This is a genomic window from Actinospica robiniae DSM 44927 (assembly GCF_000504285.1).
Classification (GTDB): Bacteria; Actinomycetota; Actinomycetes; order Streptomycetales; family Catenulisporaceae; genus Actinospica; species Actinospica robiniae.
In genome coordinates, this window is record NZ_KI632511.1 from 3408498 (window position 1) to 3430014 (window position 21517).

Annotated in this window: 16 protein-coding genes and 1 pseudogene; 7 read left to right on the top strand and 10 right to left on the bottom strand. The window is 69.0% G+C overall.

What is annotated here, in order from left to right; translation table 11 throughout:
* Nucleotides 1–130 precede the first annotated feature (130 nt).
* The 4 genes from ACTRO_RS14500 to ACTRO_RS14515 form a co-directional block, all read right to left on the bottom strand.
* A complete protein-coding gene (locus ACTRO_RS14500) occupies nt 131–1159 on the bottom strand; it encodes a LacI family DNA-binding transcriptional regulator (RefSeq protein ID WP_034263603.1) in 1029 nt (342 codons plus the stop codon).
* Between the two features lie 10 nt (nt 1160–1169).
* Nucleotides 1170–2132 (bottom strand): carbohydrate ABC transporter permease, encoded by a 963-nt coding sequence (locus ACTRO_RS14505; protein ID WP_034263605.1) that lies wholly within the window; start codon nt 2130–2132, stop codon nt 1170–1172.
* Nucleotides 2129–3052, bottom strand: coding sequence for an ABC transporter permease (locus ACTRO_RS14510; RefSeq protein ID WP_034263606.1), 924 nt, complete (start codon nt 3050–3052; stop codon nt 2129–2131). The genes ACTRO_RS14505 and ACTRO_RS14510 overlap by 4 nt, the downstream gene beginning before the upstream one ends.
* Before the next feature lie 77 nt (nt 3053–3129).
* The gene (locus tag ACTRO_RS14515) at nt 3130–4821 is read right to left on the bottom strand and encodes an ABC transporter substrate-binding protein (RefSeq protein ID WP_051450836.1); all 1692 of its coding nucleotides are present in this window, start codon (nt 4819–4821) and stop codon (nt 3130–3132) included.
* Nucleotides 4822–5247: 426 nt separating this feature from the next.
* On the opposite strand from ACTRO_RS14515, the gene ACTRO_RS14520 reads away from it, so the two are divergent.
* The 3 genes from ACTRO_RS14520 to ACTRO_RS14530 all read left to right on the top strand — a co-directional run bounded on the left by ACTRO_RS14520 (nt 5248) and on the right by ACTRO_RS14530 (nt 11086).
* Entirely contained in the window at nt 5248–6753 is a 1506-nt protein-coding gene (locus tag ACTRO_RS14520) for a glycoside hydrolase family 43 protein (RefSeq protein ID WP_211244247.1), read from the top strand.
* Between the two features lie 101 nt (nt 6754–6854).
* Nucleotides 6855–7898: a LacI family DNA-binding transcriptional regulator gene (locus ACTRO_RS14525; protein ID WP_084316263.1), complete on the top strand. Its 1044-nt coding sequence runs from the start codon at nt 6855–6857 to the stop codon at nt 7896–7898.
* A gap of 209 nt (nt 7899–8107) precedes the next feature.
* Nucleotides 8108–11086, top strand: coding sequence for an FtsX-like permease family protein (locus ACTRO_RS14530; protein ID WP_051450837.1), 2979 nt, complete (start codon nt 8108–8110; stop codon nt 11084–11086).
* A gap of 273 nt (nt 11087–11359) precedes the next feature.
* Here the strand turns inward: ACTRO_RS14530 and ACTRO_RS14535 are convergent, their stop codons facing one another.
* Entirely contained in the window at nt 11360–11626 is a 267-nt protein-coding gene (locus ACTRO_RS14535; RefSeq protein ID WP_157436198.1) for a hypothetical protein, read from the bottom strand.
* Between the two features lie 1576 nt (nt 11627–13202).
* On the opposite strand from ACTRO_RS14535, the gene ACTRO_RS14540 reads away from it, so the two are divergent.
* Nucleotides 13203–13952 carry a threonine/serine exporter family protein gene (locus tag ACTRO_RS14540; protein WP_034263607.1) on the top strand — a complete coding sequence of 250 codons (750 nt, stop codon included), beginning with the start codon at nt 13203–13205 and terminating at the stop codon, nt 13950–13952.
* A gap of 88 nt (nt 13953–14040) precedes the next feature.
* Here ACTRO_RS14540 and ACTRO_RS14545 read toward each other — a convergent pair whose 3' ends face one another.
* Nucleotides 14041–14688: a GNAT family N-acetyltransferase gene (locus ACTRO_RS14545; RefSeq protein WP_034263608.1), complete on the bottom strand. Its 648-nt coding sequence runs from the start codon at nt 14686–14688 to the stop codon at nt 14041–14043.
* 325 nt (nt 14689–15013) lie between these two features.
* Between ACTRO_RS14545 and ACTRO_RS14550 the strand changes: the two genes are divergently transcribed.
* Nucleotides 15014–15922, top strand: coding sequence for a phosphotransferase enzyme family protein (locus ACTRO_RS14550; protein ID WP_169739898.1), 909 nt, complete (start codon nt 15014–15016; stop codon nt 15920–15922).
* Between the two features lie 351 nt (nt 15923–16273).
* Nucleotides 16274–16495 carry a 50S ribosomal protein L28 gene (gene rpmB, locus ACTRO_RS14555; protein ID WP_211244249.1) on the top strand — a complete coding sequence of 74 codons (222 nt, stop codon included), beginning with the start codon at nt 16274–16276 and terminating at the stop codon, nt 16493–16495.
* 57 nt (nt 16496–16552) lie between these two features.
* Here the strand turns inward: rpmB and ACTRO_RS50945 are convergent.
* The 3 genes and pseudogenes from ACTRO_RS50945 to ACTRO_RS14565 all read right to left on the bottom strand — a co-directional run.
* Nucleotides 16553–16648, bottom strand: a pseudogene (locus ACTRO_RS50945) (uridylate kinase); the annotation flags it as partial.
* 67 nt (nt 16649–16715) lie between these two features.
* Nucleotides 16716–17534 (bottom strand): class I SAM-dependent methyltransferase, encoded by an 819-nt coding sequence (locus ACTRO_RS14560; RefSeq protein ID WP_034263610.1) that lies wholly within the window; start codon nt 17532–17534, stop codon nt 16716–16718.
* 229 nt (nt 17535–17763) lie between these two features.
* Complete coding sequence (locus ACTRO_RS14565) at nt 17764–18291, bottom strand: mycothiol transferase (RefSeq protein WP_034263611.1); 528 nt, start codon at nt 18289–18291, stop codon at nt 17764–17766.
* Nucleotides 18292–18490: 199 nt separating this feature from the next.
* On the opposite strand from ACTRO_RS14565, the gene ACTRO_RS14570 reads away from it, so the two are divergent.
* Complete coding sequence (locus tag ACTRO_RS14570) at nt 18491–20569, top strand: SpoIIE family protein phosphatase (protein ID WP_051450839.1); 2079 nt, start codon at nt 18491–18493, stop codon at nt 20567–20569.
* Between the two features lie 7 nt (nt 20570–20576).
* Here ACTRO_RS14570 and ACTRO_RS44870 read toward each other — a convergent pair whose 3' ends face one another.
* Nucleotides 20577–21416, bottom strand: a complete 840-nt coding sequence (locus ACTRO_RS44870) for a tautomerase family protein (protein ID WP_063628001.1) — start codon at nt 21414–21416, stop codon at nt 20577–20579.
* Nucleotides 21417–21517: the final 101 nt, after the last annotated feature.

A 21517-nucleotide genomic window follows, 5' to 3' on the forward strand; every position in this document is an offset into this window, starting at 1 on the left:
AGCGCTCTGGCATCGGTCAATCCCGCAGTTCGGTCGCCGATCCCTGCGACGGCGCGCGGCCGCGAGCCGCCCGCTGGCCTCGCGCAAGGCATTGCGGAGCGACACCTGCCGCGAGAAACTTTCGCGACCGTCAGGCCGCGGTCCTCCGCAACGCCGTGCAAGGCCTCTGGCTCGACTGCCGCACGACCAGGTGCGGCGGTATCAGGCTCACTCCGCTGGTCGGGAGGCCGGCGAGCTGAGCTAGGGCCAGTGCGACAGCGCGTCGACCGAGCTCCTGCGCGGGTACGGCCACGGCAGTCAGCTGCGGCACTGCTTGCAGCGCGAGCTGTTCGGGACAGATGGCGACCACCGAGGCGTCTTCGGGCACAGCTTTGCCGCGCTGTCTGAGCAGGTGCGGCAACAACCCGGCGATGCTTTCGTTCTGCACCACGAAGCCGCTCGTGTCGGGGTGTTCGGCGAGGATGCGGCCGATCAGCTGCGCGGCCGCGGCGAAGCTGCCGTCACACGGATGATGCGACGCCGCGATCCCTCGTTGCCGGGATCTTCGCAGGAAGCCGCCGAGCGTGCGGGCAGCGAAGCCGGTGCGTCGCCGGTACACCTCGGCGTCCGCGCCGATAAGCACGATCCGGCGGTGGCCGAGGTCCGCGAGATGATCGGCGCAGGCCGCGCCCGCCGCCGCGAAATCGAGGTCGACGCAGGTGAGGTCGGCCGGGGAGTCCGGACAGCCGATCAGCACCGAGGGCAGCGTGGTCTCGCGCAGGGTCGGGATGCGCGCGTCGTCGAGTTCGACGTCCATGAGGATCACCGCGTCGGCGAGACCGCTGGCCGCGACCCGGCGCACTCCCCCGCTGCCCTCGTCACCGGTCAGCAGAAGCACGTCGCGGCCCCGCTCGTGCGCGACGGTCGCGACCGTCAACGCCGTCTCCATCAGGATGGGCGTGTACATGTCGGTGCGCAGCGGCACCATCATCGCGATGACGTTCGACCGGTGTGAGGCCAGCGCCCGCGCGCTCGCGTGCGGATGGTAGCCGAGGTCCGCCACGGCCTGCAGCACCCGGTCGCGGGTGTCGTGGGAGATCGGCCGCTTGCCGCTGATCACGTAAGAGACCGTGCTCGCGGAGACGCCGGCCCGGGCGGCGACGTCGGTGAGGGTGACCATCCCTCATCTCCTAGCCCTTGATCGCGCCGGTGAGCGCGCCCTTGGCGAAATGCTTCTGGACGAACGGGTAGACGATGACGATCGGGACGAGGGTGAGCACGACCACCGCCATCTGCAGCGAGAGCGGGGCTGACTGGGCATGCCCGGCGACCTGCTGCGCGGCCGCGCCCGGCATGGTGGCGCCCTGGTTGACGTATTCGTAGAGCACGTACTGGATCGGCCACTTCCCGCTGTCCGCGGGCATGTAGAGCATGACGTTGAACCAGCTGTTCCAGTACCCGACCCCGTAGAACAGGGCCATCACGGCGCTCACCGCCTTGGAGGTCGGCAACACCACCGACCACAGGATCCGCCAGTCCCCAGCGCCGTCGATGCGCGCCGCGTCGATCAGATCCCGGGCCGTGTTCAGGTAGAACGCCCGGATGATCAGGATGTTGAAGACGGATACGGCGCTGGGCAGGATCAGTGCCCAGTACTGGTCGTAACCCTGGAAGACGTCGGCGACCACGATGAAGGTCGGAATCAGCCCGCCGCCGAAGAACATGGTGACGATGAAGGTCATCAGGATCAGCCGGTGGCCGTAGGAGCGCTGCCGGGACAGGCCGTAGGCGCACATGACCGAGACCGCCATCGAGATCGCGGTGCCCGCGAAGGTGATGGCGAGCGCGATGACCATCGCCCGGGTGACCACGCCGCCGCTGAGCATCTCGTGGTAGGCCCCGAGCGTCAGACCGTGCGGCACGACGACGATGCCGCCGGCGACGTTGATCGAGCCCTGCGTGGAGAAACTCGTGATCACCACACAATAGAGCGGGAAGAGGATCAGCAGCAGGATGACGGCCAGGCTCAGCATCTTGCCGATCCTGCCGAGCAGGCCTGGTTTCTCCTCCCACGCCGGGCGGGTCGGCCGGCTGCGTACACGGTTCGGGCGGGTGCCGGCCGTGCGCGTGGGAGACGTGGTGATCAGGGTCATGAGCCGCTCCGATAGAGGCCGTCCTCGCCGAAGAAGTGGGCGAGCTTGTTCGCCGCGAAGATGAGCAGGAGGGAGACGACCGCCTTGAACAGGCCGGCCGCCGCGCCGAGGCCGAAGTTGTTGGCCACGACGCCGTAGTAGTAGGCGTAGGTGTCGAGTACTTCCGAGGCACCGGAACCGACGGCGTAGCGCTGGATCAGGAACTGCTCGAACCCGACGGTGAGCGCGCTGCCGAGGCGAAGGACCAGCATCAGCACGATGACGCCGCGCATGCCGGGGAGGGTGACGTGCCACATGCGGCGCCAGGGTCCCGCACCGTCGGCCGCGGAGGCCTCGTAGAGCGCGGGGTCGATGGCGGCGATCGCGGCGAGGAACACGATCACGCCCCAGCCGGCCTCCTTCCACACCGCCTGGGCAGTGACCAGGTATTTGAACGTGCCCGGGTCCGTCATGATGTGCCACGGGCCCATCCCCTGGGTGGTCAGGAAGTGGTTGAACACGCCCGCGCCGCCGAGCATCTGCTGGAACAGGGTGATGACCAGCACCCAGGAGAAGAAGTGCGGCAGGTAGACCACGGCCTGCACGATCGAGCGGGCTTTGGAGCTGAGCACGGAATTCAGCATGATCGCGAGGGCGATCGGGATCGGGAAGTAGAGCACGAGCTGCACGAAGCTGAGCACGAGGGTGTTGGCGAAGGCGTGCCAGAAGTTGGGGTCGGCGAACAGCTGCTGGAAGTTGGCCCATCCGGCCCACGGGCTGTGCAGGAAGCCGGCGATGTAGTCGTAGTACTGGAATGCCGTGACCGTGCCGAACATCGGCAGATAGTTGAACGCGAGCACCAGCGCGAGGGCCGGCAGCGTCATGATGATGAGGGTTCTGTCGCGGCGCAGCCGGATGCGCCAGTCGAGTCGGGGTTGCACGTCGCGTCTCCTGTTCACCGCGGAGTACCCGTCCCGCCCCGACGCCGCGGAGTAGGACGGGCAAGAGCCGCGTCGCTTTACTGTCCGGCGCCGTAGATGTCGTATACGTTCGTCTGGTACCAGGCGACCATCGCGTCACCGCCGCTGGATTTCCAGGTCTTGAGTGCCGCCTGGAAGTCGCCGACCGCCTTCGTGCCGCAGGTGACCTGCGTGATGATGTCGTTGACCTCCTGCGCGGTGGAGACGCTGGAGTAGCGCGAGGGCACGGTGACGTTCATGTTCCAGAAGGTCGGCTTGTAGGCCTGCTTGACGGCGGCCGCCGACCAGGCGCAGTAGGCCTGGGTGATCGAGGAGTAGCCCGGGTTGCTCACCACGCTCTGCGGCGAGGCGAGGAACTGGTAGGTCTGCTCGTTCGCCTCCTTCTGGCCGGTCGCCGTGTAGGTCGGGCCGGCCGCGCCCATCGACCAGTCCGCGCCTTCGACCCCGTAGTTGATCAGCGTGTACTCGTAGGATCCGAACGGGGCCGCGAGGTAGTCGGCGATGCGCAGGCATTCCTCGATCTGGCTGGATGACAGGTTCTTGTTCAGGTAGCTGATCTCGGACGTGGACGGGCCGAGCGCGATCGTCGGCGTGGAGCCGTCGGAGGCGAAGAGCGGGAACGCGCCGCGGACGTAGGCGGGGTTCGCGGCGCGGCCGCTTTGCGCGTCCATCACGTTCCAGCCCCCGGTGCCGCCGGGCTGCACGAGTTCCTTCCCGCTGTAGAAGCGCTGGGTGGCGTTGCTCGTGTCGTTGGCCAGCGCGTCCGGGTGGACGTAGCCGGATTTGGCCAGCTTGTAGGCGAACTCGAGCGCCGGGATCATCTGCGGCGACTCGAACCCGCTGTGCACCTTGCCGTCCTGCACGAAGAACCCGCCGGACGGGACCTTGTAGATCTGCTGGATCATCAGCCAGAGCACGTCGAAGGCCCACACGTTCGCCTTGGGCGCGGTCAGCTCGGCACCGAGCTGGTACAGGTCGTCGGCGCTCTTGACGTCGGCGGGATCGATGCCCTTCGCGTCGAACACGTCCTTGCGGAAGTACAGCGCGCCGGCGAACGCCTGGCCGGTCACGAACGACGGGATACCGTACAGCTTGCCCTCCCAGGCGCCGGCCTCCCAGCCGCCGGAGGGGATCGCGGCGAGGTTCGGGTACTTGCGTATGTTGCTGCCCGACAGGTGCGAGGTCAGATCGGCGAACTTGCCCGCGGCCAGCTCGCCGACGTTGAGCGAGGCGTTCCACCAGCTGGGCAGCTGGATCCAGTCGGGCAGTTTGTTGCCGGCGACCAGTGTCGGAATGGTGTTGTTGTAGGTGTTTCCGTTAGCCGGATTCACCGCCAGGTGCGCGCCGAGCGCCTTGTCGATCGCCTGGTAGTAGGCGTTTCCCGCGGTCGGGATCGAGCCCCACAGCGGCGTGATCGCGCTGTAGGAGCCGCCGGATCCGGGGACCTGGCTGACGGTCTTGACCAGGTTGGTCGGGTAGTTCAGGTAGCCCGGATCGGTGAGCGCGCCGTTGACGCCGGTCACGCTCGGAATGTCAGGCTTCGTGCCCGCGGCCAGCGGGACGTAGTCGGGCAGCGAGGTCTTGAGCCCCTTCGAGCTCACTCCGCCCGACGCACTCGCACTACTGCCACAGGCCGCCAGCAGCGGTACGCCGACAGCCGCGGCGCCGGCGCCGAGTGCGGAATTGCGCAGCAGGCTCCTGCGACTGAGCCCGAATCCACCGTTGTGCATCGTGAGTAGCCCCTTCTCATCGTCGAGATGTGTGCGCGCCGGCGCACCGGCGCGCCACGGGAGGGGCGCGGGACGGGTGCGCGGGGGTAGGGCGACGAGGCGCCGGTCGAAGCGCTTCGATGTCGCCGAGAGATTACGCGAGCTTGCGGCTTCCCGCAAGGAAACTATCGTGGCTTCACGCGAGAAAGTTTCTCTCGCATGGTAGTTTCCTGGCAGTATCGGCAGGCCAGGCCTCCTTCAGGGGGCGAGCCGTTGCCGCGCGGCGAAGTCGTCGATACTCTCCTCAAGGAAACTTTCTCGATCACATCCGAGATACTTTCCAGCAGCCCCGTCCGCGAGACCGGTCGGTACTCGCCGGCCTGTGGCCGGGCCGAGCTCCGCGACCTCGTGCGCCCCGCTCCGAACCAGGCTGAAAGGCCCCCACTGGTGACCGCGACGTTCAGCAATCCGATCCTGCCCGGCTTCCATCCCGACCCGAGCGTCTGCCGCGTCGGCGAGGACTACTACCTCGCCTGCTCGAGCTTCGAGTACTTCCCCGGGATCCCGCTGTTCCACAGCCGCGACCTCGTGCACTGGCGGCAGATCGGCAACGCGCTGGACCGGCCCGGCCAGCTGAGCCTTCCCCCCACCACCGGCTCCTCCTCCGGCGGGATCTACGCCCCGACGCTGCGTCACCACGACGGCCGGTTCTGGCTGATCACCACCAACGTCAGCGCCGGCGGCAACTTCCTGGTCACCGCCACCGACCCGGCCGGGCCCTGGTCCGATCCGGTCCCGCTGCCCGAGGTCGCCGGCATCGACCCGGACCTCGCCTGGGAGGAGGACGGCACCTGCTGGTGCACCGTCGCCGGGGTCAGCCAGGTGCGCATCGACCCGTACACCGGCCGGACGCTCGGCGAGCAGGGCCGCATCTGGTCCGGCACGTCCGGAAGCAAGGCGCCGGAAGCCCCCCACCTCTACCGCATCGGCGAATACTGGTACCTGATGATCGCCGAGGGCGGCACCGAACGCGGCCACGGCGTGTCGATCGCCCGCGCCGCCGGGCCGAACGGACCGTTCGAACCCTGCCCGGCCAACCCGATCCTGACCCACCGCGGCACCGAGCACCCGATCCAGAACACGGGCCACGCCGACCTCGTCCAGGGACCGGACGGCTCCTGGTGGATGGTGCTCCTCGGCGTGCGCCCGGGCGGCGGCACGCCCGGCTGGCACGTGCTCGGCCGCGAGACCTACCTCGCTCCGGTCAGCTGGGCCGACGGCTGGCCGGTGGTCGGGGAACTGGCGCTCGATCAGCCCGCGCCGCCGTGGCCGCTGCAGCCGGACACGTCCGCCGCAGAGCCCGAACGGGACGACTTCGACCTGAGCGAGTTCGCGCCGCGTTGGATCTCGCTGCGTTCGAGGTCTGAGCAGACCTCGACCACGAAGGAGCGGCCCGGCTGGCTCACCCTCCACGCCGTCGGCGACTCGCTCGACGCCGCGGACGTGACCTTCATCGGCCGACGCCAGCAGCACACCTCATGCTTCGCGCGCACACTCGTCGACGCGACGAGCGGGCGGGGCGGCCTGGCGCTGCGCCTCGACGAGCAGCACCACTACGAGATCGAGGCGGGCGACGGGCAGGTGCGGGTCATCGCGCGGATCGGGTCGCTGCGCACGACCGTCGCGACCCAGGCCCTACCGGCGTCCGGCACCGCGACCCTCGTCGTCGATATGGCCGCGACCACCCAGGTGCGCGACGCGCGTACCGGACCCGACACCGTGACCTTCGCCGTCGAGGAGGCCGACGGCACGCGCACACAACTGGCCCAGCTCGACGGACGCTATCTCTCGACCGAGGTGGCCGGCGGCTTCACGGGCCGCGTGATCGGCCTGTACGCGGCGAGCGGAGTGGTCCACTTCGACTGGTTCGAGTACGGACAGCCGCCCCGCTGACCGTTCCGGCCGGGAGTCGGCCCGCCCGGGATGAGGCAGGTGTGACAATGGACGTGGTGAGCGCGGTGAAGACGGGCCGGGCCGAGTGAGGGAAGGCGACCGTGGCGGACAAACTGCCTGAGGTACCAGGCGCGGACGGGGCGAACCCGCACGAGGACGGGCTCAAGCCGGTCACCATCGCCTACATCGCGGAGTCGGCGGGCGTGTCCGTCCCCACCGTCTCGAAGGTACTCAACGGGCGGGCGGGTGTCTCCGACGACACCCGCGCCCGGATCGAGGAGCTGATCTCCCGGTACGGCTACCGCAAGCCGCCGAACCGCAGCAACGTCGTCGAGCTCGTCTTCCGCGAGCTGGAGAACATGTGGGCGGTCGAGATCATCCGCGGCGTCGAGCGCATCGCCCGGAAGAACCGGATAGGCGTGGTCGTCTCCCAGTTCGGCCTGCACGACTCGAACGGCTCGCCGCTCGAGGACACGGTCGAGCGCCGTCCGCACGCCGTGCTCTCCGTCGCCCAGCTCTCCGAGGCCGAGCGCGAACAGCTGGCGGCCAAGGGAATCCCCTTCGTCGTGTTCGACCCGGCCGAGGAGCTGCCCGACGACGTCGCGTTCGTCGGGGCGACCAACTGGCGCGGCGGACGCTCGGCCACGCAGCACCTGATCGACCTCGGCCACCGGCACGTCGCCATGATCGCCGGCCCCGGCCACGCCTACTGCCGGGCCCGGCAGGCGGGATTCACCTCCGCCATGACCGCGGCGGGTCTGGACGCGAGCACGGTCGTCGTCGCCGGCCTGACCCGCGAAGGCGGCTACGAGGCGGCCCGCGACCTGCTGGCCGGCCCCGACCGCCCGACCGCGATCTTCGCGTCCAACGACCTGCAGGCGCTCGGCGTCTACCAGGCCGCGCGCGAGGCGGGCCTGGCCATCCCGGCCGACCTGAGCGTCGTCGGCTTCGACGACCTCCCGGTCGTCGCGTGGATGGATCCGCCGCTGACCACGGTGCACCAGCCGCTGACCGAAATGGCCATCGCCGCCACCGAACTCGCGCTCTCCCTCGGCCGCGGCGAAAAAGCCCCCCAATCCGGAGTGGAGATCGCCACCCGCCTCGCGGTCCGCGGCAGCACCGCCCCGCCGGCCCAGTCCGACTGACGCCGCGTCGGCGATACCGGCGTATCAGGGCACGAAATCAGCGGGCTACACCGCTTGCGAATCCATTGGTCTAGACCAGAATCCGGGCCACTGCTACGGTGGCGGACGTATGACCGTGCCCTGATGTGCACGGTCAGCGGGAGGACAGCGGGCGGGCGTCGCCGTGCGGCGTCAGCCAGCGGGGACGGACGGAGGGTTCGCGGGTGCGCATGCGGCGGTGGCAGATGCTGCGGATGACGGTCGAACAGTTGCGGCGTCGCTGGATCCGCGCGTTGGCCGTGGTGGCGGGCGTGCTCGTCGCGGTGACGGGGTTCACCGTCCTCACCGGGTCGGTATCGACGCAGCGCGCCCAGCTGAACGGCTTGGTACAGGCCAACAGCCGCGGCGCCTACGACCTGCTGGTGCGCCCGTCCGGCAGCGAGACGGCGCTCGAGACCCAGCGCGGTTTGGTACGCGGCAACTACCTCTCCGGGCAGTACGGCGGGATCACCACCGCGCAGTGGCACCAGATCCAGCAGCTCTCCGGGGTGCAGGTAGCCGCACCGGTCGCCATGCTCGGCTACGTCCCGATCCAGGGCACCGCGTACGTCGATGCGACCGCCCAGGTGGATCCGCGGCTCACGCAGCAGGTCGTGAAGGTCTCGAACACCTGGGTCACCGACCGCGGGCTGACGAAGATCCCTGATCCGGGCGCGGTATACGTGTACGTCACCAAGAACCCGGTCGTCTGGCCACAGTGGCGGGACACGTCGAACCCGCAGGACGGCACCGAGTACGTCTACCAGGGCCGCACTGTATCGCCGGACACCTCGTCCTGCGGCGTGTCGGATCCGTCCGTCCCGGTAGAGGTATTGCCGAGCGGCGCTTTCACCCCGATCTGCGCGGCCGGCGGCCTGAACGAGGTGAACGCGCGTCCGGCCGCGGTCCCGACGAATCAGTACACGTCGTCGGTGCGCACGTCCTTCTCCGTCGCCCGGCTGAATCCCGACGGCACGTTCACGACCGACGACGACTTCAATCAGCTCGGCGAGATCAAGCCGACCGAGTCGGCACGGCTTGTCGCCCCTGTCCCCTGGCTGCTCTCCCTCCTCGTCGCCGCGATCGATCCGCAGTCAGAAGACCAGATGGTGGCCCTGGACCACGCCGTGACCGCGGGAAGCCCGCTGACGTCCGCCGACAAGCCAGAGGTCGACACGACGGCGAAGGTGCTCAACTCCTCGGCGCAATTCGTCTCCGTGCCGCTACTGCTCTCCGACTCCGGCAATTACGACGAGCAGCTGTCCGCCGCGGTACAGACCTTCGCCGATCAACCAGTCGTCGACGGCGCCCCGACGTCGTCCGCGCTCTCCGCACTCGCGAAGACCACCGCGACCACGCGGACGACGCAGAGCTATGACGCGAACTCCGTCTACGCCAGGACCGTCCTGCCGAGCGCCAACCTCGACCCGTCCTACACCGGCGTGCTCGGCAACGGCCTCGAGACGGCGAGCGGGCTGGTGTATCTCAATCCACGCATCCAGTCCGGCCAAACCTCTTACAGTGCCTCTACATCCGGCATCCTCTCGCCGCACGCCGACGGCGTCGCCGACGCGCAGAAGCTCTGGCCGGTGCCCGGCAGCGGCCTGACATCCGTCGACGCCAGCGCCGTCGACAACCCCTACGCCCAGGACTACACGACCCGTGCGCTCAGCGAGGTGGGCAACCTGCCCAGCAGCGACGACGTGGCCGGCTTCGCAGTGGGCGAATACGACCCGGCGAAGCTGCGGCAGTTCTCCCAGCTGTCGTCAGTCGCGCTGGAGACCTTCCAGCCGACCACCGACACAGGCGGCAACACGAGCAGCACGGGCCTGCTCGACGGCCGCACCCTCGGCGCCGACTCCAACCCGGGCGGCTACGTGGCCACTCCCCCGCAGCTGCTGACGACGATGGCCGCGGTGCCCTACATCCTAGACTCCTCGGACCCGCAGCAGGCGGCGCCGATCTCCGAGGTCCAGATCCGGGTGTCCGGAATCACCGGCGTGGACGCGTCTTCGGCGAACCGGCTGGCCGCGGTGGCCAAGGAGATCGAGGACAGCACCGGTTTGAGCGTCGACATCGTGGCCGGCTCTTCGCCCACGACGGTCACCGTGGACCTGCCGGCCGGCCGCTACGGTCGTCCGGCGCTGACTCTGTCCGAGCAGTGGTCGCGCAAAGGCGTGGCCGCCGTCCTGGTCAACGTGATCGACGACAAGAGCATGATGCTGTTCCTGCTCGTGCTGCTCGTCTGCGTCCTGTTCGTGGCGGACGCAGTCGCCGCCTCGGTGCGCGCTCGTCGGACCGAGCTGGCAATCCTTGCGTGCCTCGGCTGGACCGGGCGCCGCCTCGCCGCGCTGATCCTCGGCGAGGCATTCCTGCTCGCCGGAGCGGCCGGCCTACTCGGCGCCGCCCTGGCCAAGCCGATCGGGGCGGTCACGGGCGTACATATCAGTGTCCTGCGGAGTCTGACCGCGATCCCGCTGGCACTCGCCGTCGCCGCAGTAGCCGCCGCTGTCCCCGCCCTGCGGGCCGCGCGCTCGCATCCGGGCGAAGGCCTGCGCCCGCACGAGGGAAGCGAGACCCGTCGCGGCCGAGCCGCCGCACGCCGCGGCCGGGGCCAGGTGCGCTCCACCCGGATGCTCGCCTGGCGCTGGACCCTGCGCACGCCCGGCCGCACCGCGGCCTCGATCAGCGCGCTGGCGCTGGGGATCGGCGCAGTGGGCGTGCTCGTCGGCATCGACACGGCGTTCCACGCCAGCAGCTCCGGCAGCCTGCTCGGAGCCGCCGTGGGCGTCCGAGTACGCGGCGTAGACGAGGCGGCCGCAGCCATCACCCTCGTTCTGTCGCTGCTCGCAGCAGCCGACGTGATCTACCTCGGCGCCCGAGAGCGCGAGGCCGAACTCGCCTCGCTCCGCGCCGCCGGCTGGACCGACCGAGACATCAGGAGCCTCATTCTCTGGGAGGGCGCCGTCGTAGCCCCTTGCGCCGCCGTGCTCGGCGCGATACTCGGCGCGGCAGCCACCCAACTCCTCGTGCACACAGTCCCCGTCGAGGTCTACGCGGCCCTCGGCCTACTCGCCGTCCTCGCCCTCGCGATAACCCTCGCCGCCTGCTTGATCCCCGCCCGCCTCGCCGCCCGCGCACCCCTCGCCCAGGTGCTGGTAGCCGAGTAGCCGGACCCACCGCACCACATCCCCGTACGTCATATAAGCCCTCTTTCCCAAATGAGTCCGATTCCACATCTTTTGTCACCCCCGGCACCTACACTTGAAGTACACGGTCGAACATGGACCACAGGGAGCCCGGGGAGGGGCGATGGGGACGGTGGAGACGTCGCAGGACGCAGAACTGGCCGCGTTCGTGAAACTACGGCACCAGATGAAGAAGCTCGCCGAGCGAATGCTGGATCGGGCCCAGGCAGCCGATCTGTGCGGACGGCAACACTTCTACGCCGGTGCCAGATCACCACCGACCACATCGAGCCGACCGATGCTCAACCCAAGGATCTTCGGGCTTCCTGCATCCAGCAGCCCGGCAAGCGCCGAGCGCGCGCAGCCGGCGATGTGCGCATCCAGCAAGACGAGGTCCACGCCGCCGAGATCCAGGCCGCCGAGATCCAGGCCGCGGTCCGACGGTGGGAACGAGGCGCTTCGGTGCTCATCCCACAGCCGCGAAAGCCGCGCGCATCGCGTCACCCTTGCCGTCAGCATCACACACCGACAAGGCACTCGTAGCCCAAGACGGCACTACTGCGAGTTGATGATCGGCTGAGTGCTCGTGGGGTGTGGTGGCTTGTCGGGTCGGGGTGGTCGTCGTGGTGTCGGCGGCCGGTTCGCGCCGCCTGGTTCGTCTGACCGCCCGCCCACCCGTTGCGTTCACGGGGCGGGCTGCAGTTTCAAGATCTCGCCTCCGGCGCGGGCCTTCCCTCGGAGAGTGCCGAGGTCTGTGGGGTGCTGGCGTCGGCGGGGCGGGCTGGGGTCCGGGGTGGTCAGGTGGCGGGGGCGTGCTCTCTCCCCGGTCGGTTCCCGGAGGCAATCAGGAACCTGCCGGGAGCTCAAGCGGCGGAGGTTTCCGCTGATGGTCGATCTTGCATCGCGCCGCTTGACCTCCCGGCAGAACCCTGATCGGGCTTCACCTGCCCGACCGAGGAGAGAGCACACCCCCTGGGGGAGCGGTACGAGCTGCGCTCGGGCCAAGTCCCGTCCGGTGGCGCGGTCGCGTTCGATCCGGAAGGATTCTGCATCGCCGTCATCCGAGCATCCCGATGCTTGATCTGTGCGATGGGGTCGGTGCTTCGGTCGCGCTTGATGCTGGATCTTGCATCGCCGTCATGCTGTCGACCCTGGTCCTGTACCTCGCGGCAGAATCCCGCGGGCCGGCCGCGTTCGATGCGGACGGATTCTGCATCGCCCTGATCCGAGCATCCTGAACCATCGGTGAAGGTGTCGGTGCTCGGTCGCTTGGCGCTGTCGCACGCCGAGGGGAATTCCTGCACCGCTTTCGGCCACACCCCTGACGTCATCTGCCCAGTCATCCCGTTCACCACCCTCCCGTCACAAGCCCCGATCCCCGTACTCTTCCATGCTAGATGCCACCACCGACAAAAACCGCGAGTCCGACTCTTCACTGGATAAGCAAAAATTCTGGAGATTTCCGGGCACTCGGGCGTTCTCGCCGGCGTTGAAGGAGTAGGGAGGGAATGAGCTGCCCAGAACGGCGATGCAGGATTCTTCCGGATTGAGCGCGGCCGGGCCAACGGGACTCGGCCCGAGCGCAGCTCACACCACTCCCCAGGGGGTGGGCTCTCTCCTCGGTCGGGCAGGCGAAGCCCGATCAGGGTTCTGCCGGGAGGTCAAGCGGCGCGATGCAAGATCCAGCATGAGCGGAAGCTACCGCCGCTTGACCTCCCGGCAGGTCCCTGATTGTCTCCGGGGACCGACCGAGGAGAGAGCACACCCCCGCAACCCCACCATCCCGAACCCAACCCGCCCCACCAACGCCAGCACCCACGCGGACCCGGCAATCTCTCCGAGGGAAGGGGCCCACGCCGGAGGCGAAATCTTGAAACCCCAGCCCGCCCCGCCAACACTCAGCCGATCATCAATTCGCTCTAAGCACTGTTCAGAGTCCAGCTCTCTGGTCGATGGGCGGGATTTGGTGTCAGCCTGCTAGAACGCCGCGCGTGGCGCGCTGCCGAATCAGCTCATATTTAGATCAGGCCACTGAGAACCCTGGTGCGCGGTCCGTCTGTGCCCTAGTTTGAGTGTCGTCTGATCATGGGGGAACGGTATGCCTGTCAACGACCGGTCCGACCGGCGCCCTGAAGGAAAGACCGCGTGGGGCCGGCGGATCTTCCACGGCGTGTCCGCTGTCCTGCTCGCCGCCACTATCGTGCTCGGCTGCTTCGAGATGAGCTGGGCGAGCCAGGACGCCGCTCAGGGCATGGCATTCGCGGCCGCTCCCGCATGCCCGCCAGGCGCGGCACCCACCGGTAACTGCGTCGGGTGGGAACAAGTGACGGTCAGCAGTGTCGTAGTGGGCAAGAGCGCCGTCGGTGTTCACCTGAGTCTCGGAGGGCAGACGCTCTCGTTCGGGAACAAGACCGCCTGGCCCTCGACCCTGACCTCGGGAGCCTCCATCCCGGTGCTCGTGTGGAGGAACGAGGCTCAGGCACTGCGCGACCCGAGCGGTGAGATTCTTTACAGCGACAACGCCGCAGGGCACGGCCGCTACGACGACATCGCCACGGCCTTGTGTCCGTTCGGCTTCGTGCTCGGCATGTACGTCTGGCTCGGTGCGCTGGACGCCCCTCCGCTACGAATGCGCCGTCCCCGGTTGTGGCTGTCCCTCAACGTGATCGGCGGTTCAGTGGGGGCCGCACTCTTCGTGGCCGGCGTGACGATCCAGGACACCAGATCGGTGGATTCGGGAATCATCGGCGGGGTGATCGTCCTCGTCCCGGGTCTGCTCGTCACCACCGGGATCGCGGTGCTCGTGCGGCGCCATCGCGTGCGGGCTGCGGAACTGCTCGCCGGCTAGGGATGGTCGCAGTCCACCCAGCCGCATGACCATGATCTGGATCCTGCACAATCCCTCTGGCCGTATCGGCCAACGTCGGGGGGCGGCATCACTGATCAGAACTCGAAGACCATGCCGCCCGGCGGGAGTCGAGCTTCGATTCAAGCTGCCGCCGACGGGCGGGCCACTCGGTGTCAATGATCGAGAAGATCGCAGAGTCGCGCAGCATGCCCCCTTCGCCCGGCGCCCAAGAGCGCGAGACCTTGCGCAGCACGCCCTCGAGTCGGGCGCCGACGCTCTCGATCGCCGCGCGGGACCGGGTGTTGCGGGCGTCCGTTTTCAGGTCCACCCGCGCCACCTTCCATTCTTCGAACGCGTGCCGAAACAGCAGGTATTTCGCCTCCGTGTTGATCCCGGTGCCCTGCGCGGACGCTGCGAGCCAGGTGAAACCGACTTCGACCGCATACAGTCGCCCGTCCTCGATGCAGCGCGGATCCCAGAAGGCGGTGACACCCACCTCCCGGCCGGACGCCTTGTCGATCTGCGCGTAGGGAACAAGCCGACCAGCGTCGGCCAGTCCACGCAGTTGGTTTACGTAGTCGGCGACCTCGTTCGCGGTGAATGGGACCTCCGTGTACTCATACGACTCCTGTGACTCCGATGCGGCGATGGCCAGCGCCGCCACATGCCGGCGGTCAAGCGGCTCGAGGCGCACGCGCTGACCTTCGAGAGCTGGAGCTTCGAATCGGAAACTCATGTGAAGGACTGTAGTTGAGACCGCTCTCGGCAGTGACGTCATCTCGACGACGCAATCCGGGCGGACAGTGCTCGTTCTCTGATCTGAAGTGGATGTGCGGGACGTAGTGCTGCTTCAGGCGCCGCCGCCGCGCCCTGTCCCTACAGCGGCATACGGTGTGGCACGATCGACCCGCGTCGAGGAGGATGGGGTGCGTCGATGAACCCTTCGTCGGGTGCGCTGGAGGGCGGTTGCCTTGACCGGAATCGAGGCTTCGACCTCTGCTCCCGCTTTGCCGCGCTGGTTCGGACCCAGGGCCAGCCCGGAGGATCCGGCCGTCTCGGCCTTGATCGACCGCGTCGCGTGCGGGGCCGGATGGGCAGACGTCGGCGGTGGGTTCAACCTCAACGTGCGGATCGACGCTGAACCGCCGGTTGTCCTTCGGGTACACAGGCCGTGGCCAAGTCGCGGCCGGGTGCTTGGGCTGCGGCGCCTGCGCGAGCGACTTCAGGGCACGGGAGTCCGAGTCGCTAGGCCGATTCCAGCTGGGAGCGGCGACATCGTGAGGGTTGCTGATCGTTGGGCTGAGATTGAGGAGTTCATCGACCACGTCGAGCCGCCGGCGGGCGAGGAGTCCTACGTCCGTCTATTCGAGGAGCTCGGACGCCTTCACACTGCGCTCAAAGCAGTCTGGGAGCCTGGTCCGCCCGAACCCCTCGACGACCACAGGACATTCGGGCAGCTGCGTTACTCCATCGGCTTCACACGCCGCAGGTTCGGACCCCGCAGCGAGCCGGTCGTGCGTCGTATGCGCCACCTGGCCGGCGAGCTCTCCAAGCTCCGGGAGGAGGTCGAACTGCCATGCGCTCCGATTCACGGGGACTACAAGTTGGGCAACGTGGGGGAAGTGTCAGACGGTTCATGGGCCACCTTCGACCTGGATTTCGCGAGGGTCAGGGAGCGGCTGTACGACGTCGCGGCCAGCCTGAACCACGTCTCACAGAGCGGCCGCCCGCCGGGAACCCTTGGCCCGGTCGAATCGCTTGAGCCGCGACGACTGCTCGACGCCTACGAGAGCACGGCTCCGGAACCGCTGACTCCCGACGAGCACCGCTGGCTCCCCGGGGCTCTGACCTTTATACCCCTGCACTGGGCTGCCACCTCAGGACTCGTGGGCGACTCGATCCGGGAGGCCGAGAGCGCGATGACCGCCGCCGAGGCCTGGTGGTCGCGCCGGGCTGAGCTGTCGTCGTAGGTGTAGTCGTAGGTTCCGCGACCGATGCGAGATAGAACGACTCGGCGACGGGTTCGGCCTGTCGCGGGCGATACGGGACGCCACGATTCCCCCACGTCATAAACCGTTTGAACAAAATGGGCCGCGCGGCTACCGTCGGCCGCATGTTCTAGAGACGGCATAGGTCGAGACACATACCAGGCACAGCCCGGCCCGACAGCGGTCGATCCCTTCGACGCTCTGCGCTGAGCGCTGCCCTTGTTTCCCCATGCCGTCGACCACCGCGTCTGCTGCGGTCTTCACCCTTCTCGATCGATCGGTCGCGATGGGCGGTCGGCATGCCATCGAACGATTACCTCGAGGAGAATGCTGATGTCTCAACGCTGTGACGTGTGCGGCAAGGAGCCGCGCTTCGGCAACCAGGTCGCGCGCCTGGGCCGCAACGCTCAGCGGCGGCGCGTGCTCGGCCGCTCGGCGCGGATGTTCCGCCCGAACATCCAGCCGGTCAAGGCGACCGTCGACGGCCGCCCCGTGAAGCTCAAGGTCTGCACCGCCTGCCTCAAGGCCGGAAAGGTCCAGCGCCGCTCCGCGTAGTGTCTGCCGCACTCAAGGCGGGGTCCGCACCAGCGGGCCCCGCCCCCGGTGGGCATCGAAGATGCGCAGACCCCACTGATCGATCAGCTCTGGGCGCGGCAGGAATACGCCGTCGAAGAGCAGTACGGCATCCGTAGGGGCCGTCGTCGCCGGGCGAGGGCCCAAGGGTTCGCTGCGGCGGCGTTCGAAGCCAGTCACGGGCCTCTCGTGCGGGCGACGGTCAGGCGGGCTTGACCAGGATCGCCTGGATGAGCTGGGCCCGGTCCTGCTCGAGGTTGTCGAGGAAGGTGCCGACCTTCCGCTCAAAGTCGGGGACGAAGACCTGCAGACCGAGGGTGGGGGCGGCGCCGGCCATCCAGGCGCGCATGAATGCGGCCGAGTCCGTTGTCAGGTCGTTCCAGGCGCGGACTTCGAAGCCGGTTTCCTCGACGAGCTCGCGCAGGCGTGGCGCCGTGACCAGGTGGCTGGCTTCGGGGTTCTCCGCCCACATGACGGGGAACAGCAGCGGCTCGACGGGGCCGGCTACGGCGTCCCATAGGGCGAGGCGGCCGCCGGGGGCGAGGACGCGCCAGGCCTCTTCGTAGAGGCCGGCCTTGTCCTCGATGTTCATCTGCACGTGCTGGCTGATGACGACGTCGAAGGCGGCGTCTTCGAACGGCAGGTCGAGGACGTCGCCTTCTCGCACGTCGATCAGGCCGCTCAGGCCGGTCAGGGCATTGAGCCACTTCGAGGTGTCGCAGTACTCGGCGGTGAAGTCGACTGCGTTCACGTGGCAGCCCACCTTGTGCGCCAGGTAGCGCGCCGTGCCGCCGACGCCGCTGCCTGCGTCGAGGACGCGATCGTCGGCTGTGACGGCGGCCAGGTCGACGATGGCGTTGGTGGCCAGGCGGCCGAGGATGTGGAAGTCCTCCATCAGCTCGAGCGCGGAGGCGTCTACTGCGTCGAGTCGGTAGCCGGCGTCGAGTAGCGCGCGCTCGATGCGCTCGCGCGTGGTTCCGGTGGCGTAGGGGTTCGGGACCGACGGCGTTTCGGTGGGCATCGATGGCATCCTCAGTGGCTCGGCGGGCGGACCAGGGCGGCGGAGCGCAGGCTTCGAGTGTGTCAGGGTTGAGATTCTCCCGCGTCTCCCGGGTGGAAGCTGCAGACCTCGTGCCACCTGGGCGAACAGGACGCTCCTGCGGCGAGCAGACCGCCTTCGGCCCCGCCGCGCCAGGCCCTACCGTGCCAGGGCCGTCCCGCGCGCCGCGCCCGGGCGCCGCCGCCTCGCCTCAGGACCCGGATTCCGGCTCGCGCCCGAGCACGCCGCGGACGTACTGTGCCTGGCCGACGTGCATCAGCGTGTCCTGCACGACGCTGATCAGCCGGACGCCGAGGGTGACCGGCGGGTTCCAGGAGCGGTCGACGATCCGGTCGAAGTCCGCGTCCTGCAGACCCCGGACGTACTCAACCGTCTGCGCGTGGACCGCGTCGTGGTAGTCGAGCAGCATCTGCGCGTCGTCGACCCGGACGGAGCCGACCTCCTCGCTGGTGTGGCCGTAGCCGATCGCCTTGTCGTCGAAGGGCAGGCCGAAGCGCTTGGCCCAGCCGCCGGCGAGCCAGACCTGCTCGAGGCCGGCGGCGTTCGCGACGTGGTCGTCCTGAACCCGCGTCAGGTGCCAGATGAGCCAGGCGATCGAGTTCGCGGCGGGGTCGATGCGGCGGGTCATCTCCTCGGCGTCGAGGTCTTCGATCGCCGCGTGGACGGCTTCCTGGACGCGGCCGAAAGCGTCCGTCAACAGTTCGGCACCGGTGGTCATCGCTGCTGCTCTCCTGTGCTCTCGATCGGGTCGTCTCAGCCCCGTCCACCAACGTAACGCACCGGGGAGCGCCAGGGGCCTTCGGCTCCCGGCCCGACACGCGGCGACGTACGGCGCCCCGCGCTCCTGCGGATGCCGGTCGTTCCGGTGCCGACTTACCATCGAATGAGGTGCCGGAGCGCTACGGAGGTAGGTGGCGATGGCCTTGCACTATCCGGGCCGCGAGCGGCCGCACGCCGGGGCGGTGCAGAACTCCTGCGGCGGGAGTCCGCTCGCGCTCGTCGCCGACGACGGGACGGTCACCGCGTGGACGAGGGCGGCCACGCAGATGCTCGGGCCGAGCGCGGAAGACGCCGTGGGCCGACGTGCCGAATTCTTCCTCGGGCCGGACGACGGCCGCGCGCTCTCCGAAACCGCAGGTCAGGTCCCCGGGCGCGACGGCTGGTCCGCGAACGTGCGCACGCCGCCGGGGGACCAGGTGCCTCTGCGGGTCACCCGCCTGTGGCGTGCCGCCGACGACGTCTCCTGGCTCCTGTGGGCGCCCGCGGACCCCGACGTCACCCCACCGCGCGCGGCCACGCGCTGGTCTCCGGTCGGCCGCCCGGCCCCGGGCGCGGCCGTCTGGGATCGATCCCTCCGCTGCGTGATGGCCGACGACGTCATGGAACAGGCCGAGGGCATCCCGCGAGGGCGGCTGCTGGGCCACCGGATGGCGCAGATCCTGCCCGGGATCGACTCCGATGCGCTCGAGGCGGTCATGCGCAACGTCTTGAGGACCGGTTCCACCACGCTCGACTACCGCTGGGAGCTGCCGTGCGAGGCGACTCGCGCCCGCGCCCGGACGCACCTCGTCTCGCTCTCCCGGCTCGAGGGCGCGGACGGCGTCGGGCTGGGGGTGTGCTCGCTGACCGTGGATGTCACTTCCGAGCTGTATCAGCACGAGTGCCTCGCGGTTCTCGGGGAGGCGAGCCTGCGGATCGGCACCTCGAACGACGTCATGCACACCTCGCAGGAGCTGGCCGACTTCTCGGTGCCGCGCATCGCCGACTACGTGACGGTCGACCTGGCCGGCCGGGAGCCGCTGGCGCTGCTGGATCCCGATGCCGGAAGGATCCCGGTCTTCCACCGGGCCGGGGTGGCCTCGAAGCGCCCGGGGCTGCGCGAGGCGCTCTTCGCCCGTGGCCAGCCGGTGTACGTGCCGCCTTCCTCGCCGTTCATCGAGGTGCTCACCACCGGCAGGTCCCACCTCCAGCCGATCCTCGACGCCTCGCGCGACGCCTGGTTCCGCAACGACGAGGACCGGGCGCGGGTGGTGCGAGCGACCGGCATGCACACCTTGATGGTGCTGCCGGTGCGCGAAGGCGACGCGATCCTGGGAGTGGCGGTCTTCGTGCGCAACGAGAATCCCCGGCCGTTCGACGAGGACGACCTGCGCCTCGCCGAGGACCTGGTCGGGCAGACCGCCCCCCGGCTCAACCGGCAGCGCGCGAACGCGCACTACCGCGACATGGCCCAGGCCCTGCAGAAGGACCTGCTGCCGCGCCACATCGAGGGCGGCCCCGGGCTCGAGGTGACTTCGCGCTTCGTGCCCGCGGACGCCGAGGAGGGGGTCGGCGGCGACTGGTTCGACGTCATGGCGCTGAGCGACTCGCGCACGGGCCTCATCGTCGGCGACGTCGTCGGCCACGGCATCGGGGCGGCCGCGGCGATGGGACGGCTGCGCACGGCGGTGCGGACGCTCGCGTTCATGGACCTGCCTCCGGGCAAACTGCTCTCCCGCCTGGACCAGGTCTCGGGAAGCTTCGGCGAGGCGGACGCCATGGACGCGGCCGCGACCTCCTCGATCACCGGCGCCACCTGCCTCTATCTCGTCCATGACCCGGCCACCCGCCGCGTCACCGCGGCCAGCGCGGGCCACCTGCCGCCCGCGGTCGTCTCGCGGGACGGTTCGGTGGTCTTCGCCGAGTCGCCCTCCGGCACCCCGCTCGGCTACGGGCTCTCGCAGTACGAGCAGATGGAATTCGACGTCAGCGAAGGCGACGTGATCGCGCTCTACACCGACGGCCTGGTGGAGACCCGCGGCGCCGACATCGACGTGGGCATGGATCGGCTGGCGGCAGCCCTTGCGCACCCGGGACTCTCGCTCCCGGAACTGTGTGAGGCCGTCTTCGAGGCCCGGCCCTCCGGGCAGCTCTCCGAACTCCAGGCGGAGCTGCAACTGAGGGAACCCGCGGACGACGCCACCCTGCTGCTCGCCCGCGTCGCAGGCCTCGAATGATCGACGGTCAGTGTCCTGGGTCGGGGGCCGGGCGGGTCAGGACGGCGGTGTCGGCGTAGAGCTGGGCACTGGAGATGCGCCCGGTTGTGAGGCCGAACAGCCACAGGTTGTGGAACACGATCTCCTTGCCGGTGGCCTTGGGCACTGCCGTGTTGGTCAGCTGCACCGCGAGGTAGTTCCCGGCGTCGATGACCTGGTCCACGTGGCTCTCCAACGACTCCCACACCTTGCCCCCGCCGGGTGTGGCCTTGAAGAAGTCGGTGAACGCACCGGATCCGCGGATCTCGCCGCCGTAGGGCAGAGTCGTCGGCAATTTGAGCACGACGTCGTCACGCAGCATCGGCTCGATCAGGGCGTGGTCGTGGTGCTCGAAGAGCTCTGCGACGCCGTAGCTGATCTCAGCGTTCGTGTACTTACGCCGCGAGCCGGCGTTCGCGGCGGCGGCCGCGAGGGACTCGGACGCGGCCGTGTCCGTGCCGATGACGCCGTCGGCGAAGGAGAAGTCGTCCGGGGTCGTCAGGGACATCATGACGAACACGTCCTGCGGCTCGATGCCCGGCGCCTGCTGCAGCAGGCCCACCAGGGTCCGGTAGAACCGGCGTTTGGCCTGGGCTCCGCGCTCGAGCCCGTCGGTGATGCGCACCACGACCCAGTCCGCAGAGCGCGGGCCGCCCCGGAAGTCGCGGGGGAAGATCATCTCGCCGGGCTCGTGCTGGTGGATGAGCTGGAAGTCGTCGTCCGGCTTCATCCCGAGTTCGGCGACGAGCGCGTCGTGCACCGCGCGTGAGAGTGCCTCCAGGTAGTCGGGCGACTTGCCCCGGGCGAGCGAGATGTCCACGAAAGGCATGGCCTTGTCCTCTCCGATCAGGGCCGCTGGGCCGCGGGGGCTGCGGCTTCGCAGGGCCGCTCCGCGCGCCCTCGCTCACCCGCCTAGGGGATCCCCCGGTT

What these genes read in the sequence shown, in the direction of transcription:
- ACTRO_RS14560 (WP_034263610.1), bottom strand. Translation starts at nt 17,534, where the DNA reads ATGCCCACCGAAACGCCGTCGGTCCCGAACCCCTACGCCACCGGAACC.
- rpmB (WP_211244249.1), top strand. Translation starts at nt 16,274, where the DNA reads ATGTCTCAACGCTGTGACGTGTGCGGCAAGGAGCCGCGCTTCGGCAAC.
- ACTRO_RS44870 (WP_063628001.1), bottom strand. Translation starts at nt 21,416, where the DNA reads ATGCCTTTCGTGGACATCTCGCTCGCCCGGGGCAAGTCGCCCGACTAC.
- ACTRO_RS14530 (WP_051450837.1), top strand. Translation starts at nt 8,108, where the DNA reads ATGCGGCGGTGGCAGATGCTGCGGATGACGGTCGAACAGTTGCGGCGT.
- ACTRO_RS14570 (WP_051450839.1), top strand. Translation starts at nt 18,491, where the DNA reads ATGGCCTTGCACTATCCGGGCCGCGAGCGGCCGCACGCCGGGGCGGTG.
- ACTRO_RS14545 (WP_034263608.1), bottom strand. Translation starts at nt 14,688, where the DNA reads ATGAGTTTCCGATTCGAAGCTCCAGCTCTCGAAGGTCAGCGCGTGCGC.
- ACTRO_RS14540 (WP_034263607.1), top strand. Translation starts at nt 13,203, where the DNA reads ATGCCTGTCAACGACCGGTCCGACCGGCGCCCTGAAGGAAAGACCGCG.
- ACTRO_RS14565 (WP_034263611.1), bottom strand. Translation starts at nt 18,291, where the DNA reads ATGACCACCGGTGCCGAACTGTTGACGGACGCTTTCGGCCGCGTCCAG.
- ACTRO_RS14500 (WP_034263603.1), bottom strand. Translation starts at nt 1,159, where the DNA reads ATGGTCACCCTCACCGACGTCGCCGCCCGGGCCGGCGTCTCCGCGAGC.
- ACTRO_RS14505 (WP_034263605.1), bottom strand. Translation starts at nt 2,132, where the DNA reads ATGACCCTGATCACCACGTCTCCCACGCGCACGGCCGGCACCCGCCCG.
- ACTRO_RS14515 (WP_051450836.1), bottom strand. Translation starts at nt 4,821, where the DNA reads ATGCACAACGGTGGATTCGGGCTCAGTCGCAGGAGCCTGCTGCGCAAT.